The organism is Corynebacterium sp. 212_CJEI, assembly GCF_001055915.1.
Taxonomy (GTDB): Bacteria; Actinomycetota; Actinomycetes; order Mycobacteriales; family Mycobacteriaceae; genus Corynebacterium; species Corynebacterium jeikeium_D.
On sequence record NZ_JVPT01000015.1, the window covers coordinates 1 to 15,563 of the forward strand.

General features: G+C 59.8%; 13 protein-coding genes and 1 pseudogene. 3 read left to right on the forward strand and 11 right to left on the reverse strand.

All coding sequences use genetic code 11. The annotated features are described in order from the left end of the window. Positions 1-252: pseudogene (locus ADB02_RS01360) on the forward strand (hypothetical protein); the annotation flags it as partial. A gap of 134 nt (positions 253-386) precedes the next feature. Further along, positions 387-1,079: a DUF1707 SHOCT-like domain-containing protein gene (locus ADB02_RS01365; protein ID WP_049169860.1), complete on the forward strand. Its 693-nt coding sequence runs from the start codon at positions 387-389 to the stop codon at positions 1,077-1,079. A gap of 101 nt (positions 1,080-1,180) precedes the next feature. Here the strand turns inward: ADB02_RS01365 and ADB02_RS01370 are convergent, their stop codons facing one another. The 8 genes from ADB02_RS01370 to ADB02_RS01405 all read right to left on the reverse strand — a co-directional run bounded on the left by ADB02_RS01370 (position 1,181) and on the right by ADB02_RS01405 (position 9,794). Further along, positions 1,181-2,584 (reverse strand): FUSC family protein, encoded by a 1,404-nt coding sequence (locus tag ADB02_RS01370; RefSeq protein ID WP_005510217.1) that lies wholly within the window; start codon positions 2,582-2,584, stop codon positions 1,181-1,183. 97 nt (positions 2,585-2,681) lie between these two features. Then, the gene (locus ADB02_RS01375) at positions 2,682-3,092 is read right to left on the reverse strand and encodes a DUF3151 domain-containing protein (protein WP_016421545.1); all 411 of its coding nucleotides are present in this window, start codon (positions 3,090-3,092) and stop codon (positions 2,682-2,684) included. 132 nt (positions 3,093-3,224) lie between these two features. Then, on the reverse strand, positions 3,225-4,442 hold the full coding sequence (locus ADB02_RS01380) for a glycoside hydrolase family 76 protein (RefSeq protein ID WP_049169856.1): 1,218 nt from the start codon (positions 4,440-4,442) through the stop codon (positions 3,225-3,227). Between the two features lie 69 nt (positions 4,443-4,511). After that, positions 4,512-5,183 carry a TrmH family RNA methyltransferase gene (locus ADB02_RS01385; RefSeq protein WP_038626765.1) on the reverse strand — a complete coding sequence of 224 codons (672 nt, stop codon included), beginning with the start codon at positions 5,181-5,183 and terminating at the stop codon, positions 4,512-4,514. Beyond that, positions 5,170-6,015, reverse strand: coding sequence for a lysoplasmalogenase (locus ADB02_RS01390; RefSeq protein WP_016421548.1), 846 nt, complete (start codon positions 6,013-6,015; stop codon positions 5,170-5,172). The genes ADB02_RS01385 and ADB02_RS01390 overlap by 14 nt, the downstream gene beginning before the upstream one ends. 117 nt (positions 6,016-6,132) lie before the next feature. After that, positions 6,133-6,693, reverse strand: coding sequence for an orotate phosphoribosyltransferase (gene pyrE / locus ADB02_RS01395; RefSeq protein WP_049189439.1), 561 nt, complete (start codon positions 6,691-6,693; stop codon positions 6,133-6,135). A 51-nt stretch (positions 6,694-6,744) separates the two neighbouring features. Beyond that, the gene (locus tag ADB02_RS01400) at positions 6,745-8,775 is read right to left on the reverse strand and encodes a hypothetical protein (RefSeq protein ID WP_049189440.1); all 2,031 of its coding nucleotides are present in this window, start codon (positions 8,773-8,775) and stop codon (positions 6,745-6,747) included. A 188-nt stretch (positions 8,776-8,963) separates the two neighbouring features. After that, positions 8,964-9,794: a sulfurtransferase gene (locus tag ADB02_RS01405; RefSeq protein ID WP_049189441.1), complete on the reverse strand. Its 831-nt coding sequence runs from the start codon at positions 9,792-9,794 to the stop codon at positions 8,964-8,966. A 70-nt stretch (positions 9,795-9,864) separates the two neighbouring features. On the opposite strand from ADB02_RS01405, the gene ADB02_RS11610 reads away from it, so the two are divergent. Further along, on the forward strand, positions 9,865-10,032 hold the full coding sequence (locus ADB02_RS11610) for a hypothetical protein (RefSeq protein WP_187401481.1): 168 nt from the start codon (positions 9,865-9,867) through the stop codon (positions 10,030-10,032). A 24-nt stretch (positions 10,033-10,056) separates the two neighbouring features. Here the strand turns inward: ADB02_RS11610 and ADB02_RS01410 are convergent, their stop codons facing one another. The 3 genes from ADB02_RS01410 to clpB all read right to left on the reverse strand — a co-directional run bounded on the left by ADB02_RS01410 (position 10,057) and on the right by clpB (position 15,261). Then, positions 10,057-11,595: an HNH endonuclease signature motif containing protein gene (locus ADB02_RS01410; RefSeq protein WP_049169846.1), complete on the reverse strand. Its 1,539-nt coding sequence runs from the start codon at positions 11,593-11,595 to the stop codon at positions 10,057-10,059. Positions 11,596-11,848: 253 nt separating this feature from the next. Further along, positions 11,849-12,496: a GNAT family N-acetyltransferase gene (locus ADB02_RS01415; RefSeq protein ID WP_049171720.1), complete on the reverse strand. Its 648-nt coding sequence runs from the start codon at positions 12,494-12,496 to the stop codon at positions 11,849-11,851. Positions 12,497-12,681: 185 nt separating this feature from the next. Continuing rightward, positions 12,682-15,261 (reverse strand): ATP-dependent chaperone ClpB, encoded by a 2,580-nt coding sequence (gene clpB, locus ADB02_RS01420; RefSeq protein ID WP_049189442.1) that lies wholly within the window; start codon positions 15,259-15,261, stop codon positions 12,682-12,684. Positions 15,262-15,563 lie beyond the last annotated feature (302 nt).

Consider the following 15,563-nt stretch of genomic DNA (forward strand, 5'->3'; position numbering starts at 1 on the left):
GCTCCGGAAGCGGAAATCGGTAACGAGGATGGAGGCAACAAAGGCCTGCTGAGCCGACTCGGATTGGGGCGCGGTGGCCGTCGTAAAGCGAAAGAAGCCCCGGCCCGCGAGCTACACCGTCCGATGACGGGTCGGGCAGTTCAAGTTGGTGGCCTGGGCTTCCGATATGTGCGCGATGGAGTCGAGTCTCGAAAGCCGCGAGAGAAGACAACTCTGTACCGACACCTTCGCGACTTGCAGATTGTGCACTAACTGCGTCGGGGCAATAGCCACGGTCTGCCCGTGAGAAAGTGGCTTGCGCGAAAGTGGCCTGCGCGATAGCTCGAGTACAGATAACATTTGGGTGTTAAAGCCCCTGCCCGCCACTGCCTCGATAGGACAGCATCATGACTGACAACACCCCACGGCTACGCGCTGGCGACCAAGCCCGCCACACTGCGCTGGAACGCTTGGAATGGGCATTCCGCGATGGCCAGATTGACTTTGCGGAACTGCAGGAGCGCACCGAGAAAGCCCAAAAGGCAACGTACATTGATGAGTTGCCCACATTGACACAGGACTTGTCGCTGCCCGCGAACCTGGCCGAGCCGACTCCACATGCGCACCCAAACCCTAACCTGCGCCCGAACCTGCACAGCGTCCCGGACGAGCACCATTCAGTGGCACCGAATGCAGCCAGCAATCATCAACCAGCCCGGATTGATAGCTCCGCCGCGGCAACTGGTTCGAAGCTCTCCATCGGCATCTTTGGCGGCACCGACAAGAGAGGCCCTTGGACGTGCGCTCCCACGCACACCACGGTGGCGGCCTTCGGCGGGACTGGCTTGGATTTCCGCGAGGCCATCCTTACCGCGGAAACCACTGTCGTCAACATTGGCTGCGCCTTCGGTGGAGTCGACGTCATTGTCCCCGACCACTACCAGGTTGATGTCGACGTGCTGCCCATCTTCGGAGGCACGGATGTTACTGGAAACCCGGGACGTAACCTTCCTGCTCCTGGCGCAGGACAGGCTCCGAAGATTATTGTGCGCGGCTTCGTCGCTTTCGGTGGCGTCGAGGTCAAGCGCGTACCGCACTAGAGCACGCTGCAGTAGCACGTGGGCAGTAGCATGTGCGCCGGAGCACGTGGGCAGTAACCGCCTGGCGCCTAGCGAGCCACTACTCGCCCACGCCTCACCGGCTACTCGTCCCATACCTCCGGCGGCATTGCTGGGAACGGCGTCGTCGGCGGCAGCGTTGCCACAGCTGAACGTCTGGACAGGCCACACACCTGCAACAGGTCCACCACCAAGGAGCGGGACTGCGCAAACACAACCTGTTCCGACAGCGTTGCGTCCTCGATCACGCGCGGGTGCATTTTCGCCGCTAGACGACGCAAGTACCGAACCACGTCTTCAAGCTTGACCTCTCCGGATCCCTCGGAAAGCTGAGCGATAGCGATGTCGCCGGATTCGAAAGGCAACTCGCCCCACTCTGGGATTCGGCGCACGGCGGCTTCGTCGTCAAGCACATGACTGACCAGGCGCGTACCTTCAGACACGCCGAGAACAAGTGCGCACAGTTCGGACGAGAAGTCGATGTGATCCTCACGTGCGGTGATAGCGCGACGCGCGAGCACACGGATGTTGCGCATGGCGTTGTCGACGGGATGTACCATGCGCGACAGCGAGTGGATTCTATCCCGAGAGCGCCAGAGCAACGGCGAGATACGGACCTGCTCGCCCGCGTCGGCGACAGTGCGGTCCATCAGCGAGACCTGCGCCTGCATGGAGCGCACCACGCTCAGTGCGGTGCGGATGCGATCGGTGTCGCCCTCTTTCATGCCGATGCCGATGTCATAAAGTACGTCTGCACCCATGTCGAGGACCTTGGCCACCTTGCGGCGAGCACCCGCCAGCGGGCTTCGCGGCAATATCATGAGCACAATAATGCCCACCACACCACCGACGAGAGCATCGATCATTCGGTAATAAGAACCGGCGGTGCCCGGCGGAATAATGGTGGCGATGAGCACGGCTGAAGATGCCGCTTGGTTGACCACAAGCGGACCGCGACCGACAAACACGCCAATGACCATGGCGACGAACACACCGACAGTCAGCTGCCAGATACCCGAGCCGAGGATGGAGATAATCACATCACCAATGCCGACTCCCAACGAGGCGCCGAGCACCAACTCCACAGAGTGCTTTAGGCGAGGACCTGCGGTCATCACGTTGAGGCTGATGAAAGCGGCCATCGGCGCGAAGAACGGGTTGGGGTGCCCCAGTACCTCAAGTGCGAACCAGTAGGCCAACCCAGCGGCTAACGTGGCTTGGACAATGAGCATCCAACGGGAGCGCACACGGTCAATCGCATGGAGGAAACGCGTGCGGGGCCTCACTTTCTGACGCAGCTTGTTTGCTGCGCGGGAGGCCGGATGTAGGTACGTATTGCGAAAATCTTGGAAATCCGGGCGCGGATTATCCTCGACGAATTGCGTTTCCTTAGCTTCGACGAGGTCGTCGACATGCGCGGGAGCAAGGTCCTCTAGATTCCTGGCAGCTGCGGCATCCTTATCTTCCCCACCAGCTATGCCAGCCATGCCGAAGTCACCATCCTCATGTAAAAAACTGTGCGCTTTTTATGTACCCGTTGTGCTGTTGTGCACTCTTATGTGCCCGCTGAATCTCTATGCGCGATTAAAGACCCAGTTCTGGCAACGCGGATTCATCACTGTCACGCAGCAACGCCATCATGCGATCGAATTCATCATCCTCGCCGATAGCCTTAGCAGCCTTAGCCAACGCTGCGAAGGCGCGGAGCACACCACGATTCGGCTCGTGCTCCCACGGAATGGCTCCGAACCCCTTCCAGCCGTTTCCACGCAGCAGGTCCAGACCGCGGTGGTAACCAGTGCGAGCGAAGGCATAGGCCTGAATCTCCTGGCCCTCGGACAAGGCGCTTTCAGCCAAATCCGCCCAAGCCTGGGAATCGCGCGGGCATGCGCGAACCACGGCCTCCGGGCTTGCGCCACCGTTGCGGGCAGCAACGGCCTCGTCAAGAACGGGGAGCTTCACGGGAGCAGGAGCCATCATGTCATTGAGTTTCATGCGTCCTATTGTGCCAGGCATCACGTGGCGATGGCAGGGGCTCAGTAGGTGACTCCCTGTTGGCAACGGCGGGCACAGCGCGGTGGTACAACGTCGGCAAGCGCCAGATGACGACCAACTAGCGTTCCCCGACTACTCCGGGCAGCTCGGCTTCGTCGAATCCAACGACTCACCATTTTCCAGCTTGGTCGCAACAAAATCGGCCACTCGGGCGCACGCTTCCATCAGCATCCAACCCGACAGTTGGACAGAGAGGTCACGCTCCTTAATCGCCGAACCGCGAACCGCGCCACCGACTGATTGCGCAACCGAACCGCCCTGTGGGAACTGAGCATTATCGTTCCAATCTGCGGGGAAAAGCGGCAGGCCATCAACCTCGAGGCGGTGGTACCAGCACTTCTCCCCCGAAGCCAGAACCAGTCGGCGAGCAATGCGAGCTGCCGCGCGATTCATGCGATTGTCTCCAGGCAAACGCACCGCCGCATCGGCGAGGTATCGCACCAGGATGCCGTTGAACAGACCACCATCGCCGCCACCGGCACCGGCGATAACATTGTCGGTGGTCGCCAAATCCTTTGCCACCGCGTGGATGAGGTTTTGCACGCGCGTGAAATACTTCGTCGCCTGTTCACGCTGGCCGTGCGCCCGAAGCGCAAGTCCCACTTCGAGGCAAGCGCCAATCATGACACCCTGGTTGTACGTAAACATGCCCTTCTGCACGACGGCACCTGCCATGGACAAGCGAATGCCGTCGTAGAGCAGCCCTGAGTCCGACAGGAGGTTGGCGTAAACCCAATCGATAAGTTCCTCTGCCTCCTTGATACGACCAGCCCGGGCCAGAGCGATGGCTGCAGGACCGTTCGAGGGGACGTTGAAAAAGAGGTCCTGCTCACGCCACGGCAGCACACCCGTGGACTCCTGCCGACCATCGCCCAAGCATGAAATCAGCCGTGCTGTCGTCTTCTTGGGCACCGATGCGCCGAGGACAGCGTCGGCACGCCCGAGCGCCAACGCCATCCACGCGCGATCGTCGTAGTACTTGTTCTTGGTCAGCAGCGTGAGGTTGCGAATGCGGATACCCCGAGTGGTCTGGCGGATAGCGCGGTACTTCTCCTTAGAAGGCACGCGCTTGGCTGCGTCTACCAGGCAGTCGAGATACTGCGCCTGCCACCAGTAATGCCAGTTGATGAAGACCTTATGTCGAAGCGGCGCGGGCCAGGAAGCCATTGCCAAATTCGTGCCCGGAAGACCCCACAGCTTCGCCGCATGACGGTTGCGAATCGCCTGTTCAGCCACGTCCGCACGATAGGCCCACGTTTCGGCCTCCGGACGCGACATTTTTAGAACCACTGGCTCTCCTTAAAACGGCTGTGAAACAGCTCTAAAACAGCCTTCGAAATAAAACACCTAAGCAGACAATTACCAGGCCGCGGTGATATCTGCATGAGTACGAATCCAAGAGTGCATGGCAATACCCGCCGCTACCCCCGCATTTATCGAACGCGTCGAGCCAAATTGGGCAATCGACACCGTCAAATCCGCCGCCTGCTGTGCTTCTTCAGTCACTCCCGGCCCCTCCTGGCCGAAGAGCAAAAGACAACGCTCGGGCAACTCAACGGTTTCGATGGGTACGGAGCCCGGCACATTGTCCACGGCCACGACAGCCAAATCATGCTCGCGCGCCCAGCTAATGACCTCCGACACCGTCTCGTGGTGCAGCAAGTGCTGGTAGCGGTCAGTCACCATCGCGCCGCGACGATTCCAACGCTTGCGCCCCACGATGTGCACGGCCTCCACCAGGAAGGCATTTGCGGTGCGTACCACGGTGCCAATGTTGGAGTCATTCTCAAAATTCTCGATGGCGATATGCAACGGATGACGACGCTTATCCAGCTCCGCGACGATAGCCTCCATCGTCCAGTAGCGGTAGGCATCGACGACATTACGTCGGTCGCCCTCATCCAGAAGCTGCTCATCGTATTCTGGGCCGGTCGGCCGGGGTTCGTTCGGGTGCTCCTGCTCCCACGGCCCCACCCCGACACGAGCCTCAAACCATTCCGTCGGCCCCTTCCCGGGCTCAGGCGCGGTCAAGAGCCAACAGCCCCTCGACCAGGAACAACTGCGCCACGGTGTAGGTGTCCATCACTGCCGCATTCAGAAGCTTGCCGACGACGCCCTCCTCCGCAAACATCTTTCGAGCCATCAGTAGCGTGTCGGAGACGAGGAACAGGTTGCCACCGTGGCCGAGGCCGTAGGCGGCATCGGCAATCGGCAGGCCGGTCTGCTCATCAGTACCGACAGCACCGGCACCCTCCAGCAGCGCCGGGTCATCGGCCAGTGCGGAGGTCACAGCCAGCAGCGGACCGTAGCCAACAGCAGCGGGCAGCGCCTCGGGCTTTACAGCACCGACCAGCGGTACCGAACCAGCCCACAGTGGGAAGCGAATGGCAGCACGCAGCGCGCTAATCCGAGCTCCGGCACGCCACAGCAGCACGTGGTAGGCAACCTGGTTAACTGCGAACGGCACAGAACCGCGGTTCAGGTTCGGCTTATTCGGCATGAGAATCAAGTCGCCCAGCCAACCGCCGGCGAGGCCGATGAGCAGGGTGGTCGTCGTAAAGCGAGACGTCTCGTGGCGACGGCGCCAAACATTGGCCGCCAACAGTGGCATGAGGACAGTCTTGGAAACTCGACGTGGAGTCTCCCAGCCGAAGGCACTGGAGACAACGTTGACCGCACTGGCGGCGATATAGCCGGCACGTTCTGGGGCACGGCGGGTGTCGGAGCTTGCGCTGGCGATACCGACGAGTGCGCCGAGGCCCTCGCCCGTGCGACGCACAAACATGTCAGCGACGGTTTCCTTGGTGCCGGGAAGTTTGGTCGTGGTGAGCTTGGACAGGAGTCCTGCGCGCTTGGTGGTCATGGGGATGTTCCTCTTTCGTGGGACTGCGTTGGGGCGGTGAGCTGGGTGAGGCTCGGCGAGCAGGGTGAGGCTCGGCGAGCAGGGTGAGGCTCGGCGATAGCTCTAGCGCTCAGATTCTTAGGCCAGACCCAAGTCATCCAAACCGAGCAGATAACGGTACTCCAGGCCTTCAGCCTTGATGACCTCGCCGGCACCCGTCGCGCGGTCAACCACCGTGGCGACACCGACAACCTCAGCACCGGCCTCACGTAGGGCAGCGACGGCGGTCAGCGGAGAGTTGCCCGTCGTGGTGGTGTCCTCAACAACCAGGACCTTCTTGCCCACAATGTCCGGCCCCTCGATGCGGCGCTGCATGCCGTGCTTCTTGGCTTCCTTACGCACCACAAAGGCATCAATTGGGCGCCCTTCGGCGTGCATGACAGAGGTAGCCACCGGGTCCGCGCCAAGCGTCAGACCACCGACGTGCGCGTAGTCCCAGTCTGCAGTGAGCTCCCGTAGCAGGGAACCAATCAGACGCGAGGCCTCATGATGTAGGGTGGCGCGGCGCAGGTCAACGTAGTAGTCAGCCTCACGTCCAGACGACAGCGTGACCTTGCCATGGACAACCGCCAGCTCCTTGACCAACTCGGCCAAACGCTGCAGCTTCTCCTGATTGACATTGCTCGTGTGGATGCTCATCTGAGGTTGTCTCCTAAATAAACGACTGTGTGCTCAAGGATATGTCTGGTTCTACTCGTCCGCGGAATCAGGGGTTGCGCCCTTGTCCTCGGATACAGATTCGGTGGGGTCGTCGCTGCTGTCGAGGTCTGGGGCGGCGTCGGTAAAAATACTGGCGGGCTTCACAATTGATCGCACCACACGCCCCTGGCTCGAGCGCATCCGGCTATGTTCGGGGTCCTCACCAAGCGCAGGAATCTGCTGGCCAGAATCCCCAATGTCCTCCGACTCACCAACGTTTGCACCCATCTTTCGTGCCGTTGACCGCGAAGGCAGCGCCGTCGGATCCAGCGGTATATCCCGCGTAGGGCGCCACGACGAACCGTCAATCGCCTGCACCACCGTGGGTTGTGCATTGCTTTGCGACGGCCACTGCGAATCATCCGTGGTTGCATCCGCGGTAGCAGCGGACGAGGACGAAGGAGAATCTGCGTAAACAATTTCCTCAACGTCCAGCGGCTCTTCGCCCTTGCTATTCTGCGCGCTGTGACTCTGGGCATGCCCGTTCTGTGAGCTGTGATCCTGCGATTCGTGGTTAGCAGAACCGTTGCGACGCTGATCTGGTACCGCGTGCAAGTGCCCACGCCCGGTTCCATCCGAAATCAAGGAACCAGAGTCAACGGACTGCTCGGTGAGCTGCAAACGAGTGGGATCCCACTGATTAGTGTCCGGAGCGACGGTTTCGCCTTCCGCCGGTGGCAACCTGCGCGCAATGTCGGAGAAGTCCGACAGCGATGCCAGTGCACCGTCCCAGTCCTCTGGCACTGAATTATCAATCAGCTGAGCCAAGGACCAGGAGTTTTCGGACCACATGCGGGTAATGGCCGGGTGTACGTCGGCAAGCATGCGGGTTGCACGGTCGTCGAAGATGCGATGAATGAGCTCTGGGTCGGTAGCTGCGACTACCAGGCCGGCTTCGGTAGCTACGTGAGGCAGCGTCGTGCCGCCGCTGCGGCGCAACTCGAAAACCTCATCGCTGGATACAGAGCGGCGGATGGCGATGGTGGTGATGCCGCCGACATCGGCGAGGTGCATTTCCCGGCCAAAGGCGAAACCGGAGACCACGGCCTTGGCATCGCCGTCCGGCGTACGCTGCCAGTACGACGGCAGCTCATGGTCCACACGGTTATAGACAGAATTACGTTCCTGCGCCCAGGCCTTCCGCAAGTGACGCACACGGCGACCGCTGATACGTCGACGGATAGGGGCCACTGATTGCTGCTGAGCGCGCTGCGGTTGCGCGGGCTGGGTGGGCTCAGTGTGCGGGGTGGCCTGGGTGGCCTGGGTGCGCGCCGCACGATCGGATGATTGCGGCACTTCGTCAGTCTCGGCATTTTCGCCGGCTGCAGCCCGGAATTCTGTACCCCCAACAGTTCCAGTGCGAGCGTCAGCAGCGGTGGTGCTGTCGGCCCCTGTGGCAACGGCATCGCCCACTAAACCTGTCTCGGGCTCATCCGCGGTATCGGTATCTTCAGCAGTCACCGACTCGGCTGGCTCCGCGCCAGGCCCTGCTCCAGATTCTGTGCCAGACTCCGCGCCGCTTCGGAGAGTCACGTCCGTTCCCGCATTCAGATCAGCTGCTGCTTCCGATGTTTCGGCAGCACCCGCGTCTTCTGTTGCTTCGGGCATTTCAGCAGTGGCCGCCGGCTCGATTCCCGAGACAGATTCAGGCTCCGTCGGTGTCTTTTCTACAGCTGAAGTCCCCAGTTCTGTCGTCGAAACCTCAGTTTCAGAATCAACTGCAGCGGCGCTATCAGTCTCAGCGGCAACCTCAGAGTCAGCATCAGCTGCGATATTCGGTCTCGCCACAGAAGCTGTCTCGGAGCTTCCTTGCTCTGAAGAATCCGGCAGTTCGGGCACAACATCTTCTGCCGCCACACCGGTTACTTCGCCGGTGAAGTCCGAGGGCTCGTCGTAAAGCGATGGCGATGACGGAGACGCCACAGCAGTCTCACTTATGCTGCGACGGCGGCGGTCGACAACGAACAGCGCGACTGCGGCGATGATGAGAATCGCTGCGAGGGTGAATACTAGGGGAATCATTAATCTCCTAGCTTAAGCCAGAAGCAGTTCTATTTGGTCAGCGACAAGATGCCGTCCCCCGTCTGGCGCAATGCCAATGCCCGAGGAGAGAGCGTACGGGACTCTCTAGGACGGTAAAGGGCGAGGGGCAAAAGCCACATGGACGGCACATCAAGGGCCCTGGGGCGGTCGCCCTGGCCCGGGCCCGCTTAGAAGCGGACGATAGGCAGGCTCGGATCGCCAGCCCACTGGGACCAGCCGCCGACATACAGAGCGGCGCCCGTGATGCCCGCTTCTTCCATAGCCTGAATGAACAGCGAGGAATGAAGACCGGAACCGGAGTAGACCGCTACATTGCGACCGTCTTCGATACCGACGGAGGCAAAGCGCTCACGGAGCTGCTCAACAGGCAGGAAGGAGCCGTCGGCATTTTGCAGACTGCGAGCCGCCAGGTTCACGGCACCCGGGATGTGACCTGCCTGCAGATCAACGCGCTCACTACGACCTTCAAAACGGCTGGGCTCACGCGCATCCACCAAAATTCCACGCTCAGACCAGGTGCGCACGTCATCGAGGCTGGCAACAGGCATATTGCCTTCACTCACTGCAATCGTTCCAGGCCGCGGCAGATTTCCGGGCCCGAAGGCAGTCTCGTTTCCATCTGCTTCCCAAGCAGCTAGCCCACCGGTGAGGACACGCACATTCTCCAAACCTGCCCAGCGCAGAATCCACCAAGCACGTGACGCGAGCAGTCCATCGCCCGCGTCGTAGACGATCACCAGATGCTCCGAGCGGACTCCCCATCGACGGACGGCATCGCGCACACGCTCGATATCCGGCAACGGGTTGCGACCAGCTTCTCGGCTTGGAACACCTGCTAGGTCCAACTCGGGATCACAGAACACGGCCAGTGGGATGTGAGCCGTGGCGTAGGAGTCATATGGTTTTTTAGCACGCGACCAGCGTGCGTCAACGACGACGATGCGACCGCCGCCGGCAATCTTGTCACGAAGCTCTTGTACCGAGATGGATGTTGTCATAATTCCGGATTCTAAATCGATTGACTTGGTAGCGCGATATGTACGTTATTAAAACTAGGAGCTTGGGAAGGTGTCTGAAGATGCTGCCCACATGGCCGTTTTCATCTCAGGCACCGGCCATGGAATCGGCTGTGCCACCGCAGAAAAACTACTGCACTATGCCGCCAGCGTCGGCACCCCTTTTCTTAACCGCTTCATTAACGCAAAGCTGACTACGAAACGGAAGATCAACCTCTAAGCCAGGCCCCGCCTCCCAATCCGACTACCCACCGGGATCCTGTCCCGTCCCACCATTGCCATCCGCTGTGTCCCTCGTCCGTTTCTCTCGCGCTTTACGACGCAACCAGCGCCCCGGGCTATCGAACGTATCGGGGTCCTCATTGGATTCCGCTTTCCGGTTTCCTTCCTCGTCTTTCGGGGGCACCCAGACCACACGATCAGTAGAGGCCGGCTCACACTCCCCGCTAACCCCGTCCCCTTCGTCAGTTCCTAGAATCTCCGGCACCTCATCCGGCCGGAGCGTCCACCAAGCATTTTCATCACATCGAGCATCATCGATCTTTCGATGCGTACCCGGATCCACCAACGTGAGATTATCCAGGTCAGTGCCACCACCGGAAGCCCACGACTGCACATGGTGAACATCGCACATAGCTCCCGGAGTGCCCATGCCCGGCGCGGAGGAACCTCCTTCCTCTCCAAGAAGGGCCAGATACTGCGGCAAAGTCCCCAGCCTGCGGGATCGACCAAAGTACAAGGTCTGCCCCTCATTCCCCAAGACTTGGAGGAACGAATTTCTATCGACCATCTGTTGCACGGCCTGACTAATGGAAATTCGCACTCCCGCGTCTGAGACCGCTTTACCCGATCCAGGAAGTACAAAATCTTCCCCCTCAGGCAGGGAGACTCCAGCTAACGCTGCCACATCTGCGATATGCGCGACGGTGACCACCGATGTCGTCCCCCGCGCCGGCTGAAGCTCACCGCCCGGTTGAAAGCCCCCATTCACCGCCGCTTCCACGGCATCATGGAAACGCTGCTCCGGATTCCGCTGGTCATCGGCACCTTCTTCGAGCAACCCGCCAGGTCGCGCATAATCTGCCTGCAGCCTTTTGAGCACCGCCGCAAACGAAGGCGTAACCACACCGCTCAACCGGCTCATGCCATCCGGCCCTTGAGCACCGATTTTTAGGCTTCGTTTCCGAGCACGGTCCTCATCCGTATACGGGTCATCAACCCCCAGCATCGCCCGCAGACGGTTCGGCAATTTATTGAGATCATCAACACGGATTTTGTCCACTAAATCTGCAATGTGCTTGTCCAGCAGCCTAGACAGCTGTGCATGCTCCGTTGCCGGCAGCTCGCGAACGGCTTTGTCAATCTTCGCAACAGCATCCGCACCGACAACACCTTCCTCAACTTTCTGACGAAGGTTCGGCATTCGCACATCCTCATTCGCCGGAGCAAACGGATCAACATTCCTACTCAGACGTCCGACGACATTGATACGCTGCCTCGCTTCTGCTCGCGAGATTCGCATCTCCTGCGCTAGCCACGCGATCCTTCGGTGCTCCGCGCTGGGCATCCGCCCTTTCATTGTCTCCACATAAGTCGCATCAATTACTGCGAGTCGTTTTCGCGCTTTCTCAATCGACTTATATGCGTCGTGCGCATGATCCGGTGCAAGTACTTCGAAGTTCTCCACGATGACTGTCGACAGAGCTTCAAACTGCGCAACCGCATCTAAAACCTGCGATGTCGAAAGCGGTCCACCGCCGTTTGACGCCGATGGTGTAGACATTTCCCCACCCCCCCTTTTAAAACGCTAGCAATCCGAATCCCCAAATGGACTAACTAATTTCCCTCCCCCACATTATCGCACACCCATTCGACACACCACAACCCCCTAAGTCAACTTTTTCGAACCTTTTTCCGAAACGCTGCCTCGCTTCCAGCGCCTAAACACCCCACCATCCGCCCTGAAAACCCCACCAACTCGCGCAGTCCCTCACCACCCGCGCAGCCCCCCCCAAAAAAAACTGCACGCCGAAAGCCTAAAACCGCACCACCATCACATCGTGGTCCGGGAAGCTCGAGCGCCCCACTAGCTCAAACCCCGCCTTCACATAAGCTTTCGCCGCCCGCGGGTTGGCATCATGGACAGCCAGACTAACCCCCGGGTACCCCAGCTCACGCGCATACTCAAGAAGCCCCGCAATCATCGGCTGCGACAGCCTGCGTCCGACTACACCCGGACGCAGCGCAATCGCTACCTCAGGAATCCCATTTTCCACAAAACCGTACCCCGGATCGCCCTTCGTAAACGTACGCAGCCAGGCCGCCCCTACCGGCACTTCATAGCTCTCGCATTCTTCGCTTGACGACGAATCCCCGCGCTCCAACCATTCCGCCTTAATGGCGGCCGCACTATAGGTAGCTTCGCGAGAAACTCTCGGTTCAAACGGGTCAGTGCGGGTCATGTCGCCACTGAGCGACTCGAGGTCAGCGTCGTCAAGCGAAGTGGCGAAAAGGATAACCCCGCCCTGACTCGCGTCCCACTGGTCGACGTATTGACGCCTCGTCACTACATAGTCTTCCGGCAGTGGCTGACTTTCATCTCCGAACGTTTCCGTTAGTTCGTCCATCCAGGCAATGAAGGGGCGGTCGGAGTCTGTCGCTGGTCGCCACTGAAAGTTAGTCATATTTGCGCACTATACCGGTGCACCCCAGGCCGACCGGAATGCAACAAGCCCACGCGATCGGCCGCAAGGAACATAAGCCCGGACAACAAAAGCACAAAAAGGGGCAGTTCAGGAGAAAAATCTCCCAAACCGCCCCAACAAACGGACAGCCTGCTGAACAGGTATCGCCCTGAGGATTGGGCGCCCTAGCCCCGGGCTACGCCGTCCTCGCCATAGCCGACAACCTTCAGCGACTCGCCATCGTCAGCAACCGTAACCTCTACTCGGTCACCATCGCGAACATCGCCCGCGAGCAGTCGACGTGCCAGCTCATCGCCGATTGCCTTCTGCACCAGACGACGCAACGGACGGGCGCCGTAGGCCGGGTCGTAGCCGCGCTCCGACAGCCAATCCAGTGCCTCATCGGAGACATCCAGCACCAGACGACGTGCCTCCAGGCGTTCTGCCAGGTTGCGAACCTGAATGTCCACAATGCCGCGCAGCTGCTCGGAGGTCAGCGGATCGAAGAGCACTACATCGTCGAGACGGTTGATGAACTCCGGCTTGAAGGCCATCTTGACCGCATCCATGATCTGCTCATGCGTACCACCAGCACCGAGGTTGGAGGTCAGAATCAGAATCGTGTTTCGGAAGTCCACGGTTCGGCCCTGACCATCGGTCAGGCGACCCTCATCGAGCACCTGCAGGAGCACATCGAACACGTCCGGGTGAGCCTTCTCGACCTCGTCGAAAAGCACGACGGTGTACGGACGGCGACGAACAGCCTCGGTGAGCTGACCGCCAGCGTCGTAGCCGACGTATCCAGGAGGAGCACCAATCAGACGAGCGACAGAGTGCTTCTCGCCGTACTCGGACATATCGATGCGCACCATCGCACGCTCATCGTCGAAGAGGAACTCCGCCAGCGCCTTGGCCAGCTCCGTCTTACCAACGCCAGTTGGACCGAGGAACAGGAAGGAACCAGTCGGACGGTTCGGATCGGCAACACCCGCACGCGAACGGCGGACAGCATCGGAGACAGCCTCCACAGCGGCATTCTGACCAACGACGCGACGGCCGAGGTTGAGCTCCATTTCCAGTAGCTTCTCGGTTTCGCCCTGCATCATCTTGCCAGCCGGGATACCCGTCCAGGCGGAGACAACCTCAGCGACTTCCTGAGGCGTAACCTCCTCCTTGAGCATGGAGTTTTCCTCTGCGTCAGCGACCGATTCCTCGGCGGCCTCCAGCTTCTTCTCCAACTCAGGAATGCGCCCGTAACGCAGCTCTGCGACGCGCCCGTAGTCACCTTCGCGCTCAGCCTTTTCGGACTCAGTGCGCAGGGCATCGAGCTCTTCGCGAACGGAGCGAACATCATCAATCGAGGACTTCTCGTTCTGCCAGCGAGTCTTCAGAGCGTTGAGCTTCTCGCGCTCATCTGCAAGTTCCTCACGAAGCTTGTCCAGACGCTCCTTCGACGCGATGTCAGTTTCCTTCTCCAGGGCCATTTCCTCGATTTCGAGGCGGCGCACAATACGTTCCGCGGAGTCGATTTCCTCCGGCGAGGAGTCAATCTCCATACGCAAACGCGATGCGGCCTCATCCACCAGGTCAATGGCCTTATCCGGCAGGAAGCGGGATGTGATGTAGCGATCCGACAGCGTTGCTGCAGCCACTAGCGCGGAGTCCTGAATACGGACACCGTGGTGGACCTCGTAGCGTTCCTTCAGGCCACGCAGAATACCGATGGCGTCCTCAACGCTCGGCTCACCGACAAAGACCTGCTGGAAACGACGCTCCAGCGCAGCATCCTTCTCGATGTACTTGCGGTACTCATCCAAGGTCGTCGCACCGACCAGGCGGAGCTCACCACGAGCCAGCATCGGCTTAATCATGTTGCCCGCATCCATCGAGCCATCACCCGTGGCGCCAGCGCCAACGATGGTGTGAATCTCATCGATGAAGGTAATAATCTGACCGTCGGATTCCTTAATCTCGTCCAGAACCGCCTTCAGGCGCTCCTCGAACTCACCGCGGTACTTCGCACCGGCGACCATGGAGCCTAGATCCAGGCTCATCAGCGTCTTGCCCTTCAGAGATTCCGGCACATCACCTGCAACAATGCGTCGTGCGAGCCCCTCGACAATTGCCGTCTTACCAACGCCCGGCTCACCAATGAGCACAGGATTGTTCTTGGTACGACGACTCAAGACCTGTACCACGCGACGAATCTCTACATCGCGGCCAATAACTGGGTCAATCTTGCCCTCACGTGCCCGCGCGGTTAAATCCGTCGCATATTTTTCCAGAGCCTGATACTGCTCTTCCGGATTCTCCGTTGTTACCTTCCTCGATCCACGCACGCTAGTCAGCGCACCCTTTAATGCCTCGGCAGTAGCGCCCGCCGATTGCAGTACAGTTGCCGCCTCCGACTGGCCAGTTGCCACACCGATAAGCAGAATTTCCGTGGAAACGTACTCGTCTCCCAGCTCCCCCGCCAGCTCCTCGGCGGCGTTCAGAGCATTAACGGCGTCCCTATTAAACTGTGGGTTCGCCATATTCGCCCCGCTTGCCGACGGGTACCCCGCGACCAACTCCTTAGCGCGGGTCAAAACCCCGGAAGGATTAACGCCCGCTGCTTCAAGCAGTGGAGCCGCAATACCCTCCTTTTGCTCCAGCAGTGCTACCAGAATGTGCCCAGGCCGGATATCCGGGTTACCCGCGCTGGTCGCGGCCTTCATAGCTTCCTGGAGAACTTCTCCAGTCTTAGTTGTTGGTGTAAAACTCATAACTTGCGCCCCTTTGGCTCAACTTTGTCATTCACTACCCATAACGCATTCAACCTTGAGTCTGTTCCACTCAACTTCAAGTTTTTCAATTTCCCGACCGTGATTCACACCACACCTATAGCAAAAAGGATTGAGCTCGGCAGCGTCGTTAAGCGTAGTAGCACGCCGGAAAGCACTAGAAAACGTTGGAAAGCTCCAGAAACCACGTGCGAACACACTCCGACACACCGCCCGACGTCCTCACCAGCACACTCCCGCCGGATTCAACTTCCCCCATGTGAGTGATGGGTGGACAGCGCACT

Bases quoted from the DNA above. Each gene is read 5' to 3' on its own strand.
- ADB02_RS01375 (WP_016421545.1), bottom strand. From the start codon at position 3,092: ATGAAACTCAATGACATGATGGCTCCTGCTCCCGTGAAGCTCCCCGTT.
- ADB02_RS01400 (WP_049189440.1), bottom strand. From the start codon at position 8,775: ATGATTCCCCTAGTATTCACCCTCGCAGCGATTCTCATCATCGCCGCA.
- pyrE (WP_049189439.1), bottom strand. From the start codon at position 6,693: ATGAGCATCCACACGAGCAATGTCAATCAGGAGAAGCTGCAGCGTTTG.
- ADB02_RS01410 (WP_049169846.1), bottom strand. From the start codon at position 11,595: ATGTCTACACCATCGGCGTCAAACGGCGGTGGACCGCTTTCGACATCG.
- ADB02_RS01370 (WP_005510217.1), bottom strand. From the start codon at position 2,584: ATGGCTGGCATAGCTGGTGGGGAAGATAAGGATGCCGCAGCTGCCAGG.
- ADB02_RS01405 (WP_049189441.1), bottom strand. From the start codon at position 9,794: ATGACAACATCCATCTCGGTACAAGAGCTTCGTGACAAGATTGCCGGC.
- clpB (WP_049189442.1), bottom strand. From the start codon at position 15,261: ATGAGTTTTACACCAACAACTAAGACTGGAGAAGTTCTCCAGGAAGCT.
- ADB02_RS01390 (WP_016421548.1), bottom strand. From the start codon at position 6,015: ATGACCACCAAGCGCGCAGGACTCCTGTCCAAGCTCACCACGACCAAA.
- ADB02_RS01415 (WP_049171720.1), bottom strand. From the start codon at position 12,496: ATGACTAACTTTCAGTGGCGACCAGCGACAGACTCCGACCGCCCCTTC.
- ADB02_RS01365 (WP_049169860.1), top strand. From the start codon at position 387: ATGACTGACAACACCCCACGGCTACGCGCTGGCGACCAAGCCCGCCAC.